The organism is Ruegeria sp. CDSB136 (assembly GCF_059610965.1).
Map to the genome: position 1 here is coordinate 1 of NZ_JBXWOP010000031.1, position 15,933 is coordinate 15,933.

At 54.7% G+C, this 15,933-nt stretch carries 18 protein-coding genes and 1 pseudogene; 5 read left to right on the forward strand and 14 right to left on the reverse strand.

What is annotated here, in order from left to right; genetic code table 11:
- Positions 1-59: 59 nt before the first annotated feature.
- The 8 genes from AC2FIR_RS22630 to AC2FIR_RS22665 all read right to left on the reverse strand — a co-directional run bounded on the left by AC2FIR_RS22630 (position 60) and on the right by AC2FIR_RS22665 (position 5,864).
- A complete protein-coding gene (locus tag AC2FIR_RS22630; protein ID WP_496763277.1) occupies positions 60-533 on the reverse strand; it encodes a PfkB family carbohydrate kinase in 474 nt (157 codons plus the stop codon).
- A complete protein-coding gene (locus tag AC2FIR_RS22635) occupies positions 517-828 on the reverse strand; it encodes a cupin domain-containing protein (RefSeq protein ID WP_170611050.1) in 312 nt (103 codons plus the stop codon). Before AC2FIR_RS22635 ends, AC2FIR_RS22630 begins: the two co-directional genes overlap by 17 nt.
- A gap of 17 nt (positions 829-845) precedes the next feature.
- A complete protein-coding gene (locus AC2FIR_RS22640) occupies positions 846-1,589 on the reverse strand; it encodes an SDR family NAD(P)-dependent oxidoreductase (RefSeq protein WP_170611047.1) in 744 nt (247 codons plus the stop codon).
- Between the two features lie 59 nt (positions 1,590-1,648).
- Positions 1,649-2,572, reverse strand: a complete 924-nt coding sequence (locus tag AC2FIR_RS22645; RefSeq protein WP_480490907.1) for an NAD(P)-dependent oxidoreductase — start codon at positions 2,570-2,572, stop codon at positions 1,649-1,651.
- Positions 2,547-2,972, reverse strand: a complete 426-nt coding sequence (locus tag AC2FIR_RS22650) for a GlcG/HbpS family heme-binding protein (RefSeq protein WP_170611041.1) — start codon at positions 2,970-2,972, stop codon at positions 2,547-2,549. Before AC2FIR_RS22650 ends, AC2FIR_RS22645 begins: the two co-directional genes overlap by 26 nt.
- A 19-nt stretch (positions 2,973-2,991) precedes the next feature.
- Positions 2,992-4,278, reverse strand: a complete 1,287-nt coding sequence (locus AC2FIR_RS22655) for a TRAP transporter large permease (RefSeq protein ID WP_170611038.1) — start codon at positions 4,276-4,278, stop codon at positions 2,992-2,994.
- Between the two features lie 2 nt (positions 4,279-4,280).
- A complete protein-coding gene (locus AC2FIR_RS22660; RefSeq protein WP_480490904.1) occupies positions 4,281-4,709 on the reverse strand; it encodes a TRAP transporter small permease in 429 nt (142 codons plus the stop codon).
- Positions 4,710-4,889: 180 nt separating this feature from the next.
- Positions 4,890-5,864, reverse strand: coding sequence for a TRAP transporter substrate-binding protein (locus tag AC2FIR_RS22665; protein ID WP_170611035.1), 975 nt, complete (start codon positions 5,862-5,864; stop codon positions 4,890-4,892).
- Positions 5,865-6,137: 273 nt separating this feature from the next.
- Here AC2FIR_RS22665 and AC2FIR_RS22670 point away from each other — a divergent pair.
- Positions 6,138-6,386 (forward strand): annotated as a pseudogene (locus AC2FIR_RS22670) (GntR family transcriptional regulator); the annotation flags it as partial.
- A gap of 24 nt (positions 6,387-6,410) precedes the next feature.
- The gene (locus tag AC2FIR_RS22675; RefSeq protein ID WP_480913010.1) at positions 6,411-6,854 is read left to right on the forward strand and encodes a GntR family transcriptional regulator; all 444 of its coding nucleotides are present in this window, start codon (positions 6,411-6,413) and stop codon (positions 6,852-6,854) included.
- Between the two features lie 65 nt (positions 6,855-6,919).
- Here the strand turns inward: AC2FIR_RS22675 and AC2FIR_RS22680 are convergent, their stop codons facing one another.
- Positions 6,920-7,549, reverse strand: a complete 630-nt coding sequence (locus AC2FIR_RS22680) for a dimethylsulfonioproprionate lyase family protein (protein ID WP_170611029.1) — start codon at positions 7,547-7,549, stop codon at positions 6,920-6,922.
- A gap of 193 nt (positions 7,550-7,742) precedes the next feature.
- On the opposite strand from AC2FIR_RS22680, the gene AC2FIR_RS22685 reads away from it, so the two are divergent.
- From AC2FIR_RS22685 to AC2FIR_RS22695, 3 genes are all read left to right on the forward strand, one after another.
- Positions 7,743-8,441: a hypothetical protein gene (locus tag AC2FIR_RS22685; RefSeq protein WP_480912974.1), complete on the forward strand. Its 699-nt coding sequence runs from the start codon at positions 7,743-7,745 to the stop codon at positions 8,439-8,441.
- A 164-nt stretch (positions 8,442-8,605) separates the two neighbouring features.
- Positions 8,606-9,448, forward strand: a complete 843-nt coding sequence (locus tag AC2FIR_RS22690) for a c-type cytochrome (RefSeq protein ID WP_496716909.1) — start codon at positions 8,606-8,608, stop codon at positions 9,446-9,448.
- 96 nt (positions 9,449-9,544) lie between these two features.
- Positions 9,545-10,345 (forward strand): glutathione S-transferase family protein, encoded by an 801-nt coding sequence (locus AC2FIR_RS22695; protein ID WP_480912978.1) that lies wholly within the window; start codon positions 9,545-9,547, stop codon positions 10,343-10,345.
- Positions 10,346-11,031: 686 nt separating this feature from the next.
- Here the strand turns inward: AC2FIR_RS22695 and AC2FIR_RS22700 are convergent.
- The 5 genes from AC2FIR_RS22700 to AC2FIR_RS22720 all read right to left on the reverse strand — a co-directional run bounded on the left by AC2FIR_RS22700 (position 11,032) and on the right by AC2FIR_RS22720 (position 15,931).
- Positions 11,032-12,219 carry a tyrosine-type recombinase/integrase gene (locus AC2FIR_RS22700; RefSeq protein ID WP_496747775.1) on the reverse strand — a complete coding sequence of 396 codons (1,188 nt, stop codon included), beginning with the start codon at positions 12,217-12,219 and terminating at the stop codon, positions 11,032-11,034.
- A gap of 156 nt (positions 12,220-12,375) precedes the next feature.
- Positions 12,376-12,894, reverse strand: a complete 519-nt coding sequence (locus AC2FIR_RS22705; protein ID WP_480912982.1) for a GNAT family N-acetyltransferase — start codon at positions 12,892-12,894, stop codon at positions 12,376-12,378.
- On the reverse strand, positions 12,891-13,445 hold the full coding sequence (locus AC2FIR_RS22710) for a helix-turn-helix domain-containing protein (protein WP_480912984.1): 555 nt from the start codon (positions 13,443-13,445) through the stop codon (positions 12,891-12,893). Before AC2FIR_RS22710 ends, AC2FIR_RS22705 begins: the two co-directional genes overlap by 4 nt.
- 115 nt (positions 13,446-13,560) lie before the next feature.
- The gene (locus AC2FIR_RS22715) at positions 13,561-14,577 is read right to left on the reverse strand and encodes a Fe(3+) ABC transporter substrate-binding protein (protein WP_480912986.1); all 1,017 of its coding nucleotides are present in this window, start codon (positions 14,575-14,577) and stop codon (positions 13,561-13,563) included.
- Between the two features lie 193 nt (positions 14,578-14,770).
- Complete coding sequence (locus AC2FIR_RS22720) at positions 14,771-15,931, reverse strand: sialidase family protein (protein WP_496747777.1); 1,161 nt, start codon at positions 15,929-15,931, stop codon at positions 14,771-14,773.
- Positions 15,932-15,933 lie beyond the last annotated feature (2 nt).

The following is a 15,933-nucleotide window of genomic DNA, read 5'->3' on the forward strand; positions in this document are numbered from 1 at the left end:
GTCACCAACACCATGATTTATATCGGAAATAACACGATCACGACAGCGGAAACAGCGACTTACTTGGGGAATGTGGGGTTACGGGAAAGTTCGTCAAGGATCGCAATCGTTATGCCTGAGAAATAGATCAAGTCCGCTTCATCAATTGCGGCATTCAATGCCTTTGCGTCCTTGGCGAGTTGACGTGCAGCCGACGCCTCTCTCCAATAGGTAAAGCTGCGCTCGCCCTCACTCACATGTATGCGATAGAGACCAACAGTTTTGTTTGGTATGAACTGAACATGAGCGTCAGAAATATTGCTGGCCCGCATAAACTTCAACATTTCGCTGGACAGGTCATCATCGCCAACGGCGGTGAAATAGGCGACCTCTGCCTGTGTCGAAATCTGAGCGAGATACCAAGCGGTGTTGAAGGTATCTCCGGCAAAGCCCAAGCGAAACGTCCTCGCGTCCCCTGTCGGAGCGAGTTCGGCCATGCACTCGCCAATCGACAAAACGCGTTTCGGACCAGAGCGGTCAGAGAAAATCGTCACGGCGCGGAGTAAAGGTGTCGATTAGAACGCCCGGCACGAGACAGACACATCCGTGGGTCTGGTCGGAAGGGATCACGAAACTGTCGCCAGGACCAACTTCGCGCTCTTCCTGGCCAAGCGTAAACCGAAATCGGCCGCTTTCTACGTAAGTCGATTGCACATGGGGATGGCTGTGAAGGGTTCCAATGGCTCCCGACGCTGCAAACCTGAAGGCAACAACCATCAACTGATCATGATCCGACAAGACTTGCCGGGTCACATCGGGTCCGGTTGAGACAATGGGATACTCAGACATTATGTGATCCTTGTGTGTTACGAGAAAAGCATGCCGCCGTTGATGTCGATATTCGCACCGGTGATGAAAGCGCTGTCGTCGCAAGCAAGAAACAGGACAAGATTTGCCGTATCTTGAACATGCCCTTGACGCTTGAGTGGGGCGTTTGCCTCGAAGCCGCGTCTCCCGGCGTCCGGTGTGTGAATATTGTGGAAATCCGTGTCGATCATGCCGGGGCAAAGCGCGTTAACACGGATTTCTGGACCAACTTCCTTGGCCAGCCCTCGGGTCATGGTCATCACCGCCCCCTTGGAGGCAGCGTAGGCAACGGCTCCCGGACCGCCTCCGTCGCGACCGGCTTGACTTGCCAGATTCACGATCGCCCCGCTTTTCATGTGCGCCAGGCACGCCTGAGTCATAAGAAACGTACTGGTGACATTAAGGCGCATCACGGCCTCCCAATGCTCCAAAGACATCTCCGCGATGGTCTTGCGGGCAATGAGTCCGCCCGCATTGTTAACGAGGATATCGACGCCGCCAAAGGCCTGCACTGCCGCCTTAACCAGCGCATCCGCATCTACCTTGTTGTTCAAATCCCCCTGAACTGCGATTGCACGGCCACCTTGCGTCTTTATGGCCTCGACGGTCTCATCCGCTCCTTTGGAGCTTGAGAAGTAGTTGATAGCGATACTTGCGCCTTCTGAGGCTAATTTCTCGGCGACGGCTCTGCCGATGTCGCGGCCCCCTCCTGTGACGATGGCGGTTTTTCCTTCGAGTTTCATTGGAAGTCCTTCAAAGCTGAAATCGGCGCGAAATAGATTGGACAGTAGTCGTTAAACGCTTATGCGCCGCGTTGCACAAAAAGATCATAGATTTCAGGGACATTGTCATGGCCCATGCCTGCCTCTAGAGCGGCAGCCAGGTTAGCGGCAGTACCTTCTGCGATCTCGACCCGGGTATTCATGTCTTGTGTCATCTGTACAAAATATCCGATGTCCTTGGCAGCATTCGCAATCGAAAAGCCAAGATCACTGACCCCATCGACAGCATAGTTCTTGCAAAACTGCATGAAGGGCGAATTGGACGGGCCCGCCGACATGATGTCGAACAGCTGCTGCACGTCAATTCCGGTGCGTTTGGCAACAGCGAAAGCCTGGCTCATCGCGCAAACGGTAGTCATGCCCATGAAGTTATTGATCAGCTTCGTCACGTGGCCTGACCCAAGCGCACCAAGGTAAAAGACGTTTTCGCCAAGCACGTCTAGCACGGGCTTCACCTTGACATAGGTGTCCATGTCACCTGCGGCCATGATATTAAGCAACCCGTCCTTGGCGTGTGCTGGCGTGCGTCCCAAAGGCGCATCAATCATTCCCGCCCCTTTTGCAGCTAAATCCGCTCCGATCTTTTGGGTGGATGCCGGAATGGACGTGCCGAAATCAATGATGGTTGTCCCCGGCTTGATACCAGCGAGTATCCCTTCGTCGCCGTAGATCAAGCTTTCAACGACTTCCGAAGTCGTCACGCAGAGCATGACGATATCACTGGCTAGAGCGAGTTCTTTCGGGGTGCTGGCTTCCACCGCGCCCCGCGCAAGCGCGGGCTCTAGGGCGCTCCGCGTCCGCCCCATCACCACCAGGTCATACCCGTTGTTTTGCAAGCATTCGGCCATGTTGCCACCCATCAGGCCAAGGCCAATGAATCCAATTTTTGGGGCTGTCATATGTCGCTCCTTCATACTGTCATGTGGGCGTGTTATCGAATGCATCTGCGCCCGCTTGCGCCACCTCGAGATCCTGCGCGGGCGATCCGGAACTCACGCCGATGCCGCCAACGACAACGCCGCCCGACATGATCGGCAAGCCGCCCGCAACAGCAACCATGCGCCCACCCAAAGCGGAGGAGATTCCGTGCGCAGGCATGCCAGGCTGATTTACTTCTCCCAAGGCACCTGTGCCTTTCTGGATTCCAGTTGCGGTAAAACTTTTGTCAATGGCCAGTTGAATGCTGGTAATCTTGCCACCGTCCATACGCTCAAAAGCGATGAGGTTGCCGCTTTCATCGGTCACGGCGATGCACATTGGCACGCCGATCTGACGTGCTTTGGCGCGTGCGCTTGCGATCAGCCTCTCGGCGTCGGTGATATCCAGTCTCTTAATCGTCAACATGAGCTGCACACTCCGCCGATCATTGGGAGATTATTAGGTTCGGCAACGTCAGGGAGATCGCCGGTATGAAGGTGATCAGCATGAGCGCTGAAAAGATCGCGAGGTAAAACGGCCAGATCGTTCTCACGGCTTTCTCCATTGGCAGCTTGCCAACTGCGCAACCTACAAAAAGACAGGTGCCCACAGGCGGCGTGCACAGTCCCAGGCCGAGGTTGACCAAAAGGATCATGCCAAATTGCACCGGGTCGATCCCCAACATGTTCATCACCGGTAGAAAGATCGGTGTGCAGATCAGGATCAGCGCTGCCATGTCCATGATCATTCCAAGAAGCAGCAGAACTGCATTGATCATTAGCAGGATGAGGATCGGATTTTCGGTTATACCCAGCAGGAATTCGACCGTCTTGGTGGGCACGCGGTTGAAGGTCAGCATGTAGGCGAATGCGCCCGCACAAGCGATCAGGATCATGACCATCGAAGTTGTGCGCACTGAAGATATCACCGCCTCCTTGAATCCCTCCCAGCTAAGACTGCGGTAGACGATAAGTGTCACGATGAAGGCATACATTGCCCCAAAGGCACCGGACTCGGTCACGGTAAAGACTCCAGACAAAACTCCGCCAACGATTATCACTGCCGTCAGCAATCCCGGGATCGAACCGACGAAGGCAATGGCTAGTGCTGTCCAACCGGGAAATTGCTCGGCCTGATAGCCGCGTTTAACCGCCACAACATAGGCTGCAATCGCAAGGCAGCAGCACATCAGCACGCCTGGCACCACACCCGCCAGAAAAAGCTTGGAGATCGACACCGCGCCACCAGTTGCCAGTGCAAAGATAATCATGTTGTGGCTGGGCGGAATGATGATCCCGGCGATGGAGGAGGTCACCGTGACGTTGACCGCGTAGTCGGCATCATACCCTTTGTCTTTCATAACCGGGACAAGGATTGATCCAAGTGCCGAGATGTCCGCGATGGCCGATCCGGAGATACCACCAAACAGCATTGACGAGAACACATTGACGATCCCCAGACCGCCACGCACAGCACCAACCGCTGCCTGCGCGAATTTGACCAATCGCATGGCGATCCCGCCATGAAACATAAGCTCGCCCGCGAAGATGAAGAACGGGATCGCCATCAGCGAAAAGACGTTGACCCCGGAAACGATCCTTTGAAACCCGACAAAAAGCGGTAGGCCTTCGTACCAGAATGCCGCCAAAGCTGAGATGCCCAGGGCAAAGGCTACCGGCGTACCGATTATGACGCAAAGGGCAAAGACCCCAAGAAGAAGCATCAGTCCCATGATTAGCCTTGATCTATATTGTCTTGGCGCTCATCCCTGCCGAGAAACAGGCGTATGAGGTGACCAACGGAAAAGAGAAACAAAAGCGCGCCGCAAATCGTTAAAGGCAGTGAGCGCAGACCTTCCGACCACTGGATCAAGGGTATGAGTGTTTTCCATTTGAACTTGGTCAACTCGATCCCGTACCAGAACATCATCGCGCCAAATCCGGCCATCAGGATGTCCGAGACTATGACAAAGATCGTGCGCACCGGCGTCGGGACAATGTTGCGAAAGATCACCACGGAAAGATGCGTGTGATTATGCACCCCGGCGGCTGCACCCAAAAACGCAATGACCATGACCAGAAGTAGCGAGACTTGCTCGACCCACGTGGGCGTGTTGTTCAGCACATAACGTCCAAAGACCAGCCATGCGAATATTGCGGTCATGCAAACAAGAGCGATCCCCGCGATAAAAACACAAGCTCGAGAAAGAAAATCGAAGGCTCTGTCCATAGGTCGCAAAAACGCCGGTGCTTTTTTATGCTCGCTCATTTGCCCCCCTTCAGATAAAGCTCCCGGCTGCCATAGTTGGAGCCGGGAGCTCGTTTTTTTGCTGATCAAACCAGCTTATTCGGTGGCTTTCGCCATATCGACTAAGGCCTGCATGTCAGGGTTTGCCGTAAGGTAATCGGCATAAACCGCATCCATTGCCGCCTGGAACGGCGCTTTGTCAGCGATTTCGTTTACGGCGATCCCGGCGGCTTCCACATCCTTGCGCGCCTGCTCGGAGCCAATCGCCCATAGCTCGCGCTGAACAAGGGCTGCTTCTTGTGCAGCTCCACGGACAGCTTCCTGCATTTCAGGAGACAAGGCGTTGAACTTGGCGGTGTTCACGCAAATGCATTCAGGTATGATCAGGTGCTCGGACAGTGAGTAGTGGGTGGTCACTTCGTAATGGCCGACGTTCTTGAACGAGGGGAAGTTGTTCTCAGCACCGTCCACAACGCCTGTCTTCAACGCCTGCTGCACTTCGGCAAATGCCATTGGGGACGGGTTGCCGCCCATCGCCGAAATCATCGAAGTATAAAGATCATTGTTCATCACACGGATCTTCAGGCCTTCCACATCCGCCGGTGTGTTGATTGGCTTCTGGCTGTAGAACGAACGCGCGCCCGCGTCGAACCAGGCAAGAGGCAGCACGCCCGCTTCACCCATCGCGGCGGCAACGGTTTGACCCGCTTCACCTTCCATAACACGGAACATGTGCGGCACGCTCTTGAAAATGAACGGCAAGGACACCAGGTTCGCCTCTTTAACCATTGGTCCAATGGGACCAAGGTTAAAGTTGCCGACCTCGATGGCGCCTATGCGAACTTGCTCCAACGCGTCAGGCTGCGAGCCCAAAACACCGCCGTGGAACACGTCGATGGTGATCTCGCCACCCGTGGCCGCATCGACCAACTCAGCGAATTTGTCCATGGCCGCAGTGTTCGGGTGGCCGTCGTTGTGAATGTTCCAAGCGCGCCAGCTCTCCGCGGACGCCGAAGTTGCGATGAGAGCAACCGCGGTGGCAGCTGCAAAGAGCGATTTCGTAAAAGTCATGGGTTCTCCTCCCCGTTGAATTTTGGACAGGACCTGGCTTTTCGAAGTCAGGGAGGTCGGTAGAAGCATGGCTTCCTGCTTCCTCCCAGAGCCGGAATCACTGCCCCTTTATCGAGTACTAGTATCCAAGTTTTGTCAATACTTGTCACCTAGTATCCCAAACTACTTGACACAGGGCCTCTTTAGACTTTTCATAGGGGTAAAGATCGGTTCTGATTTGGGCTCTTTGGAAGGGGGTTTATTTTTGAGCAGTTTCAAGTACTTAGAGGTGTTATGGCGGGCTTCGACTTGCCTGTGCCATTGGGATGCGAGAGAGAATTCGTGGAAGATATAGTCAGACGAACCACAACTGATGCGGTTTACGAAAAACTGCATGACGAAATAATCTCGCTTGAAATTCTTCCCGGCACAAAGCTGTCGGAGTCCGAAGTCGCGCGCCGATTTGGCGTCTCGCGTCAACCCGTCAGGAATGCGTTCACACGACTTGGCAATGACGATCTGTTGTTGATCAGGCCGCAAAAAGCAACCGAAGTCCGCGGATTTTCGATGGAGCGGGTGGAACTCGCCAGATTGGTGCGCCTGGCCGTTGAACTGGAGATCGTTTACCGCGCGGTAGGCGTTTGGGATGCATCATGCCAAGCTCAATTGGCCGAGAACATACGCTTGCAGGAACAGGCTATCGAGAGCGGTGATCTGACGACATTCCACGCGCTGGACTATGATTTTCACAAGTTGATTTACGTTCTCAGCGGTAATCCTACCGCCTTCGAAGTCATGCTTGAATGCAAACAAAAGGTGGATCGACTCTGCCTCTTGAGCCTCGAAAAATCCAGCGAAGCCACGTCGATTTTGGCAGACCATCGCGCGATCGCTGAGAGCTTAGCATCGAGAGATCTTGACGCAGCTCAGACCGCGATCCGGGCGCATCTGTCGCGTCTTGATGAAACGATTGAGTTTATTCATGAGACCCATCCGAACTTTTTCGAATGATTGTCTTTTGAAAGTTCGCTGACGCTACGCTGTTTGGCCGACGCAGCACAGCAATTGGTCGTACATTATGCAAGCAACTCATCTTCAAGATGTTCAGTAAAGGTGTAAGAGTGTGTGTTGATGTCGCCACTCCAGCGCCAGATTGCGAGAAAACCCTCTGCACCTGTACGAAATGCATGTGGCATCATACTTGGATGATGGATCATTGAACCAACCCCTCTCATGCGAATGTCATCTCCGGCCGTCCAAAGGGCCTGTCCAGCTATAATGGCATATGTCTCGTCTGCGTCATGAAGGTGCAACGGATAGTAGCTGTCAGGCCGCATATAGACCAAACCCAACCTAACGTCTGGCGCCGGTATCGGTCCTTCTGGTCCCATCAGTGTCAGTACGCTTATCAAGGCGGCGATACTCGCTTGGGTATTGCCCTCAACTGGGTTTGATCCCCAGTCCAACAGATGCTGTGCTGCCAAGACCGAACGAGCTGCAGGGTGAGTGCTCTTGGCCAACACTTCACGCATACCGCCATCAAACGAGCATGGTGGCACCGGTTCGAAAGCAACAGGAGATGGCGTTACCAAAAGTGTGTTCGCTGTATGAGGTCCTTGCATGTCTACCTCGGCCTCGTAGACCTTTGCAATTTCCACCAGCATGTCTTGGAAGTTTTCGTTTTGCGCCATGACCTGTGCAGCCAAATCCCGATTGTCAGCGCTGCTTTGAGTGTTTATTACAGCTCAATCTGAAAGAAATACGACCCGTTCGCGTCGCAATCGTGCTTCGGTAATTGAATCTTTGAGGCTGCAGCCCGGCAGGATAGTTAACTGACTGGACGCAAGTTCGCTTGTTGAACTAGGCTGTCTTAATTGATCAAGTGATTGGAGGACGACAATGTACCCTGTTTCCCATCAGAGCGTAATGACCTTTTTTTCAGTAACAGCGGCACTCGCGTTAAGCGTTGAAAGCAGTTTTGCTCAATCAACCGGCGAAGAGATGTCTTTCTTCATTACAAGTGAAGGGTCCGGTGATGGAGCAAACTTTGGTGGCCTCGAAGGCGCCGATGCACATTGCACCAAACTTGCTCAAGCCGCGGGTTCGCAACGGTCGTGGGCCGCCTACTTGAGCGCAAGCATGATTATCGACCGAAGCAGCGGTAGCCCTGTGGTGACTGATGGCATAAGCGCGAGAGACCGTATCGGCTCCGGTCCATGGTATAACGCAGACGGCGTTATGATCGCGAAGGATGTGGATGACCTACACAGCGCGAACGTGAATATCAGCCTGCAAACTGCACTTGATGAGAATGGCAATCAGGTCAATGGGCGGGGCAGTCAGCCCAACAAACACGATATTCTCACGGGAGCGGACTCAAACGGACATTTTTCGACAGCGGGTGGCGACACGACGTGCAGCAACTGGACCAGCAATGGACAGGGTTCCGCTATCGTCGGTCACCACGACCGCATCGGTCTGAACTCTTCTAGAAATATGATTTCCTGGAACTCGTCCCATGGGACAGCTGGGTGTGGAGAGAGCGATCTGCCAAAGACTGGTGGTGCAGGTCTGCTGTACTGCTTCGCGACCGATTAACAGCCAGCGATCTGTCCGCGAGCCAAGCAGAAATTCGAGCCTCAGCTTTATCGAAAGTCCTGCCAACGGTTTAAATGCTGTCCTGCTGCTTTGGCGAAAATCAATTTGTCCTTTGGAGATACAAACACTGGGTACAATGTGGTGAGCACTTTGGGGAGCAAGAAATGAGACTGCAGTCATTTGCGATTATCGCGGCATTCGTCGGAACAGGCGCGTTGGCAGAGCCATCACTGGAACGGGGCGAGTATCTCGTCGAGGGCCCCGCCGCTTGTGGCAATTGCCATACACCCATCGGACCAGACGGCCCCATCATGGACATGAACCATGCCGGCAGGCTTGTCGAGAAGACACCCGGCTTCACAGCAATCGCGCCCAATATCACGCCGGCGGGCCGCGTTGCGGACTGGACCGACGAAGAATTGGCTCGCGCCATACGCGAAGGAATCACACCGGATGGCACGCGGGTTATAGGACCCCCTATGCCCATCGCTCTATACAGTCGCCTGTCGGATGATGACGTTATGTCTATGGTGATGTATCTGCGCAGCCTACCACCCGTCGAGAATGATCCCGGCGAGAGCGTCTACAATATCCCGCTGCCACCGGCGTACGGTCCGCCCATCGGGTCAGTCCCTCATCCTAATGAAGGCGTTACGGTTTCCTATGGAGAGTATCTAGCTGGCCCAGTGGCGCATTGCATCGAGTGTCACAGCCCGATGGGGCCGAAGGGGCCCGATTGGATGAACCAATTGGGCGCAGGCGGGTTCGAATTCCATGGCCCTTGGGGCACCTCAGTTTCGTCAAACCTCACCCAGCACCCCGAAGATGGCCTGACACACTGGAGCGACGACGAACTTGCTCAAATGATCACGACCGGCGTCCGACCAGACGGATCTCCGATGATGCCGCCGATGGGCTATGGTTATTACAGTCGGATGACACCAGACGACCTTGATGCCGTCATTCTGTATCTGCGCCAGATCCCACCCATGCCGGATCCGTCCTGAAGCGGAACTCAGAGGGAGGATGGCTGCGACATTGCCGCCGCAGCTCCGGCCTTCTGAAGGAAATGGGCAATATCATAATGCATTGGAGCTTACCTCGTGGAAGCAAAGCACATCGTCTACCACATCCCTGTCTGCCCGTTTTCCCAACGGTTGGAGATACTCCTTGCGTTGAGAGACCGGCGGGAAACAGTCGATTTTCGGGTTGTCGACATTACAAAGCCACGCGACCCGGAACTCCTGAAGAAGACGCGCGGCACAACCGCATTGCCGGTGATCGAGACTCCGGAGGGAAAAATCATCAAGGAGAGTCTGGTCATCCTGAGATACCTCGACGAAATCATCGAAGGCCCGGCTTTGCGCCGAAGCGACCCATACGAACACGCGGTTGAGTCCATGCTGATTGCGCGCGAGAATGCGCTCACCATGGCCGGATACCTATACGTCATGAACCAAGATCGCGGTGCTCGTATCGATCACAACACCAAGCTCCTTAATCTCTACAAGGATCTCAACGGTTTCCTGATGGAGCATAGCCCTGCCGGAACCTATCTGTTTGAAGATTTCGGACTTGCAGAGGCCGTCTTTGCTCCGATTTTCAAGCGCTTTTGGTTTCTCGATTATTATGAGAATTTTGAACTTCCGGACAGCTATGAATATGCGCGCGTGAAAGCTTGGCAGCATGCGTGCATGTCCCATCCCGCCACACATCAGGTCTCCAAAGAAGAGATCGTGAAACTCTATTACGACTACGCGCGCGGAGCTGGAAACGGCACGCTTTTGCCGGGGCGCAAAGTTTCCAGCTTCGCTTTCGAGCCTGCGTGGCAATCCCGCCCGTGGCCAACGAAAGACAAGTACGCTGGCACGGCATCCGACAAGGAATTGGGACTTCTGCCATAGAGCGGAATGCCAACCACCACGAGCACGTGATCCGAAACTTTAAACGAATTTGGCAATCGCTGGGGGGGTGCCATCACGGCATTGCCTGCGGCGGTGCAGCGCGAGTTAGCCTACCCAAGCCTTTGGTCAGATAACCCGCTCGACGAGTTCGACCGCAGAGATTTCATTCGTTTTTACAAGTTGCGCTAGCCCGACTGCATCGTATTCGACCAGGTCGTCAAGTTGCCGCGTTCCGGCAAATGAAGAATTTGACGAAAGGCTCACACTGCCAAGAAGAGCACCTGTTGCCCCAACTGTTCCTAGAAATTTTCAGCGCGTCAGGCGTTTTTGGGAAATGCCAAGGGACCGGCCTCCGGTTCATGATCGACGACAAACATCTGAACTGTTACATGCCGCACCGAAAATGTGAACCGAGGCAGCGACAAATGTAATGTCCGCGAACTCTGTGTTTTTAGGCTGAGTGCAGACGAAAATAGCGCGACGGACGGGCTGCATTTTGGTCAATTACTTTCTCGCTTCACGCATTATTTGCCTATGACCGCTTAGTCCGCAATTCGGTCAAAGCCCAAATTTTTTCGAGCGTCCGCAATTGGTGTGAAGCTGCCGTTGAAAATGTACTTGAATTTAGGTCTTGCCCCCAGAGTGCACAAAAAGTTGCGTCGAAAACGGACGGAGCCGCCGCCGATCTAGCCGCGAAGCTGCACAATCTTGCTTTCCGCCTGGATGACGAAATCGGCCCATTTCTGCATGAGGATGCGGCGCTTTTCGAGCAGATCTGAACGCGCATAGGCCCGCTCGACCTTGTTGCCGATAGCGTGGGCTAGTGCCGTTTCCGCGACCTCGAAGCTGGCCGTTTCATTATCCTGAATCCACATCCTGAATGACGACCGGAAGCCGTGGATTCGACCCGCTTCATTAATGCGATTCAGAACCTTTGTCATGGCCACGTTGCTGATGCCTTTGTTTGTCCTCGGACTCGGGAACAGGAAGTCATTGCGGCGCAGTTCGCGGCATATCTCAACCACATTCATGGCCTCGGTCGATAGTGGGATGCGGAAATCCTGAACTTTGCCCCGCTGGCCCTTCATTCGCTCTTTCGGGACTGTCCACACATCACCGTCAATTTCTTCAAACTGGGCACCGTGGACCGGCATCCAGCGCGCCGCCGTCAGGATCGTAAAGCGCAAAGCCAGGTAAGACGGGTGTTCCTTGTCCAGCCGAGCATAAAGATCCGGGATCTCTTGCCATGGTGTCGCGGGCAGGGGCTTTTGAGCCCGTTCGACATAGCCAAGCATGTGCCGGGCCGCGTCACATATGAACGGCTCTGCATCGTAGCCCATAAGCTTTGCTTGCCTCAGAACCATGCGCGTCCGGTACATCGCCTTGTCTGCCGTTTCGTGCTTGGTGCGCCAGATCGGTTTAAGAGCGTCATGAATATCTCGCTGGTGCAGTGTGCTAATCCTGCGCTTTCCGATCTTAGGGATCACATGCAGGCGCAATGGGGAGAACCAGCGCCCTCTATCACCGTCGCCGCGCAGCCGCTCCTTGCGTCCCTCGAATACCACTTCGGCCATTTCTTCGAATGTCGGATCGTTCTGGCTATTCTCAGCTTCAAGGCGCTGGCGCTCTCGCTCCGCAATCGGATCTGAGCCAATAGCGAGAACACCGGCCCAATGCATCCTTAGCTTTCGAGCGTCAGCCAAAGACACCTCTGGAAAAGAACCTAGCCCCATTTCTCGCCGTCTGCCGCCGAACGAGAACCGGAATTTCCACTTCCCGCCGTTCTTGCCTTTGATGAACAACAGCCCGTCACCGTCTTGTAGCTTTGCACCGACGGGAGCGCTTTTTATTTTTACTGCAGATAGTTTTGCCATTCAGGCCCCCAACTAGGCCCCCATCTTGGGTGGGCTCATTTGCAACATGTGGCAACATAAACATGTTGCCCTCCACCCGCACCACAAGATCTTCTAAACTCACTGATGATAAGCAAAACATTGAACTGTGGGTTCGACAACTCTCATGCGCTGTTCTTACTCCAGCAATTTGAACATGAACGTTGTGGGTTCCAGGCGGTCTTCAAAGGGGTTGCGGCAGTAATTTGGGATTTCCCCGGCGCTCCGGAATCCAATGCTTTGGTACAAGATTCTGGAAGGGTCTGTGCTGCGCGTATCCAGAACCAATACGGATCTGCCGCGTTCGATCGCACGCCCCTCAAGCGCTGCCATCAGTTTTCGCCCAAGACCGCGCCTTCTTGCATCAGGGTGAACCAGCAACTTGGCTACATCCGCGCGATGCGGTTGGTTTGGCATCGCTGCAGGGACAAGCTGGACCGTTCCCAAAATGCGACCCCGGTCCGGAAATACAAACAGATCCAAAAGACCGGCCTGTAAGTCCGGCAGTATCCTGTCCAGCCAATACGCCCGCGCATCCTCGTGGGAAAAAGGGAGAATGAAGCCAATACTGGCCCCTGCATGAACGCAGGCGTGGAGAATCTCGCTGAGATCGGGCAGGGCGGCTTCAAAGCTGTTTTCGTCAAGCCGCTGTATCACAACAACACCAGAATATAACGCGCGCCTTTCAGTGCGCCTGTTTCAAACCGGGTCGGGCCAGACAGGTGATACCGAAGGCAATCTCCTCCGGCCAGTTCATGTGTTGCTTCATCCAGCGTCAGGGAAAGGCCGCCGTCCAATACGACCAAATGGTGTTCTTGCCCCGGATTGGGGGGTGCGTCATAGGAAATCACGGTGTTCCGCGGCAAGTGACATTCCAGAACTTCACCGCTGAGCCCGGGTGCGGGCGGTGAAACCGAGCGCCGTGTGAACCCGGTTTCCGGATCGCGCCATTCGGCCTGTCGTTCGAACGGAATTTTGGGGTCGAAACTGTCTTCGACCATCATTAAAAGCCGGGACATGGGCAACTGGTAGGCTGCGCACAAACGCCCAAGGCTCTCCGCCGTCGGGCTGACATCGCCTTTTTCCAGGCGGGACAGGGTCGCCCGGCTAAGTCCGCTGCGGCTGGCCAGCTGGTCCAGGGACCAGCCCTGTCTTTTGCGCAGTTCACTGAGCTGGCTTGCAAGCCGGTTCGAGATATTATCCAGCATTTTTCAGAATCGAGAATTTTTCCCTTATTTGGGAATATTGGCAGATTTTTAGCCTTAATCAATAGAAAAAGAGGCGCGCCTGACCGCGCCTCGTTCCCGCTCGAATGGAGTCAGCTTATTTCCAGCCGACCTCATTGAAGATCTTCTGCGCATCCGGAATGTTCTTGGCAACTTCGGACAGGTTGACACTATCAGCCTTGAACTCACCCAGAGCAGCGACCGGCTCAGCCAGAGCAACACCTTCAACGGCCGGGAATTCGTCATTGCCGGACGAGAAGTATTCCTGAGCCTGTTCGCTGGCAAGATATTCAAGAAACTTGATTGCGTTTTCCTCGTTCGGGGCGTGTGCCGCAACGCCCGCGCCAGAAAGGTTCATATGCGCGCCTTCGGCGTCCTGAGCGGGGAATTGCACGCCGATCATGTCAATCTGGTCGCTCAGGCCCTTCACGTCCTTACGTAAGGCACGTGCGAAATAGTAGGAATTGGACACCGCGATTTCGCATTCACCCGAAACGATGCCGCGGAGTTGGTCCGTGTCACCACCCTGTGGGTCACGCGCCATGTTGGCAACGACACCTTCGGCCCATTTTTTGGCTTCTTCCGCGCCGTGGTTGGTAATGATAGAGGCCAGCAGGGTTTGGTTGTAGGTATTGCTGGACGAACGAATGCAGACTTGACCTTTGAATTCGGGTTTGGCCAGGTCCAGGTAAGTAGCCGGCGGGTTGGCGACGCCTTCCTTGTCAAAGAAGATGATGCGGGCGCGCTGCGAAAATCCATACCATTGATTGTCTTCGTCCTGAAGATTTGCCGGAATGCGGTCTTCCAGAACTTCGCTGTCCACGGTCTGCAGAATGCCTGCGTTCTTGGCGCGCGCAAGGCGTGATGTGTCAACTGTCAGCAGGATATCGGCCGGAGAATTTGCGCCTTCGGCTTCCATCCGAGCGATCAGTTCGTCTGCCTTGCCTTCGATGCGATTGATGGTGATCCCGGTGGCATCTTCAAAATCGGTGTAAAGACGCTCATCCGTGTCGTAGTGGCGCGAAGAATAAAGGTTCAGCTCGCCGTCAGCGGTGGCGGAGGTTGCAATCAGGGCCGTCAGAGCGGCAGCAACGCATGTAGAGGATTTCAGCATCATATTTCCCAACGATTGAAGTTGTAGCGGATCGTTATCCGACTGAATTGGTCAATTATACGATTCTCAGGAGGATGCAAGGTAATCTGACAAATTTACTCGGTCAAAATGGCGCAGCTTGTGTCTTCACACTCTTCATGACCAATCGAGCCGCTGGCCGTGATTGGATCAGTGTCTCATCGCCACGAATGATCTATTCATGGTCCAGAACCTCAACAGAGAGAATGGTCGGCAAATGTCGGGCCACTTCGTTCCAGGTGTCCCCTTCATCACCGGTCGCAAAAACAGACCCGCTGTTTGTTCCAAAATAAATTCCTGCGGGGTCTCGGCTGTCTCCGGCCATAGCCTGACGCAGTACCGTAAAATAGCAGCTTTCCTGCGGCAGCCCGTGCCGTTGATCTTGCCATGTCGCGCCGCCGTCAGTGGATTTCCAAACCGCTGCTGCTGCGTGGGGTGGATAGCGGCCGATGCTGTCGCCGTTCAGGGGTAAAGTCCAGATCGTGCCGGGATCTCGCGGATGAACGTGAATTGGAAACCCGAAAGTCGATGGAAGGCCCTCGGTAATTTCCACCCAACTGCGCCCCCCGTCGGCCGAGCGCCAGACCCCGTGGTGATTCTGTTGGTACAACAAGTCCGTGGTCTTCGGGGCCCTCACCATGTTGTGCACGCAATGGCCTGTCTCACCATCTCTTGGGGCCGCGGGATGATCGTTGTGATCACAGCTTTCCGCGTTGGACAGCCGGTTGCGCCGTTCCCAGTTCCTGCCCCCGTCTTCTGACGCAAAGACCCCCGCCGCTGAGATGCCGACCCAGAGTTTTTGGCTGTCACCCGGGTCTGCCAGGATTGTGTGCAATACCAATCCGGCGCCCCCTGGATTCCAGTCCGGCGCTGAAGGATGGTTGGTAAGGCCTTCGACAGTCTCCCACGTCCGCCCGTTGTCATGGCTGGTCAGCAAACGCGCTGGTTTGGCGCCTGCATACAACGTGCCGTGCCCGTAGCTCAGCGACCAGATTTGTGAAAATGCGTCGGTGAAAGGCATAGGTTCGCCGGTCCAGCCGACCATCTTGGCGAAATCAGGGTCATTGCTGGCCCATTCGTCCCTCTGACCGGTGGTAAGCCTTGTCACTTCCCAAGTTTCTCCACCGTCTTCAGACCGCCAGATGCCCGCACCGTGCCAATCGTTGCCGCCGCCGGCCCAAAGCAAGCCCGTTTCTGCGTCGCCGATCACATGGTTTATCGGCCAGCCATCGCAATGCGGGCCTGAAACTTTCCAATTCGACCTTTCATGGTCGCTGGTGATGATGAATGTACCTTTGGTCGTTCCGACCAGTATGTCGACGCCTTGTCCTCTCATGG

What these genes read in the sequence shown, in the direction of transcription:
- AC2FIR_RS22635 (WP_170611050.1), bottom strand. Translation starts at nt 828, where the DNA reads ATGTCTGAGTATCCCATTGTCTCAACCGGACCCGATGTGACCCGGCAA.
- AC2FIR_RS22640 (WP_170611047.1), bottom strand. Translation starts at nt 1,589, where the DNA reads ATGAAACTCGAAGGAAAAACCGCCATCGTCACAGGAGGGGGCCGCGAC.
- AC2FIR_RS22645 (WP_480490907.1), bottom strand. Translation starts at nt 2,572, where the DNA reads ATGCATTCGATAACACGCCCACATGACAGTATGAAGGAGCGACATATG.
- AC2FIR_RS22650 (WP_170611041.1), bottom strand. Translation starts at nt 2,972, where the DNA reads ATGTTGACGATTAAGAGACTGGATATCACCGACGCCGAGAGGCTGATC.
- AC2FIR_RS22655 (WP_170611038.1), bottom strand. Translation starts at nt 4,278, where the DNA reads ATGGGACTGATGCTTCTTCTTGGGGTCTTTGCCCTTTGCGTCATAATC.
- AC2FIR_RS22660 (WP_480490904.1), bottom strand. Translation starts at nt 4,709, where the DNA reads ATGACCGCAATATTCGCATGGCTGGTCTTTGGACGTTATGTGCTGAAC.
- AC2FIR_RS22665 (WP_170611035.1), bottom strand. Translation starts at nt 5,864, where the DNA reads ATGACTTTTACGAAATCGCTCTTTGCAGCTGCCACCGCGGTTGCTCTC.
- AC2FIR_RS22675 (WP_480913010.1), top strand. Translation starts at nt 6,411, where the DNA reads ATGGAGCGGGTGGAACTCGCCAGATTGGTGCGCCTGGCCGTTGAACTG.
- AC2FIR_RS22685 (WP_480912974.1), top strand. Translation starts at nt 7,743, where the DNA reads ATGTACCCTGTTTCCCATCAGAGCGTAATGACCTTTTTTTCAGTAACA.
- AC2FIR_RS22690 (WP_496716909.1), top strand. Translation starts at nt 8,606, where the DNA reads ATGAGACTGCAGTCATTTGCGATTATCGCGGCATTCGTCGGAACAGGC.
- AC2FIR_RS22700 (WP_496747775.1), bottom strand. Translation starts at nt 12,219, where the DNA reads ATGGCAAAACTATCTGCAGTAAAAATAAAAAGCGCTCCCGTCGGTGCA.
- AC2FIR_RS22710 (WP_480912984.1), bottom strand. Translation starts at nt 13,445, where the DNA reads ATGCTGGATAATATCTCGAACCGGCTTGCAAGCCAGCTCAGTGAACTG.
- AC2FIR_RS22715 (WP_480912986.1), bottom strand. Translation starts at nt 14,577, where the DNA reads ATGCTGAAATCCTCTACATGCGTTGCTGCCGCTCTGACGGCCCTGATT.
- AC2FIR_RS22720 (WP_496747777.1), bottom strand. Translation starts at nt 15,931, where the DNA reads ATGAGAGGACAAGGCGTCGACATACTGGTCGGAACGACCAAAGGTACA.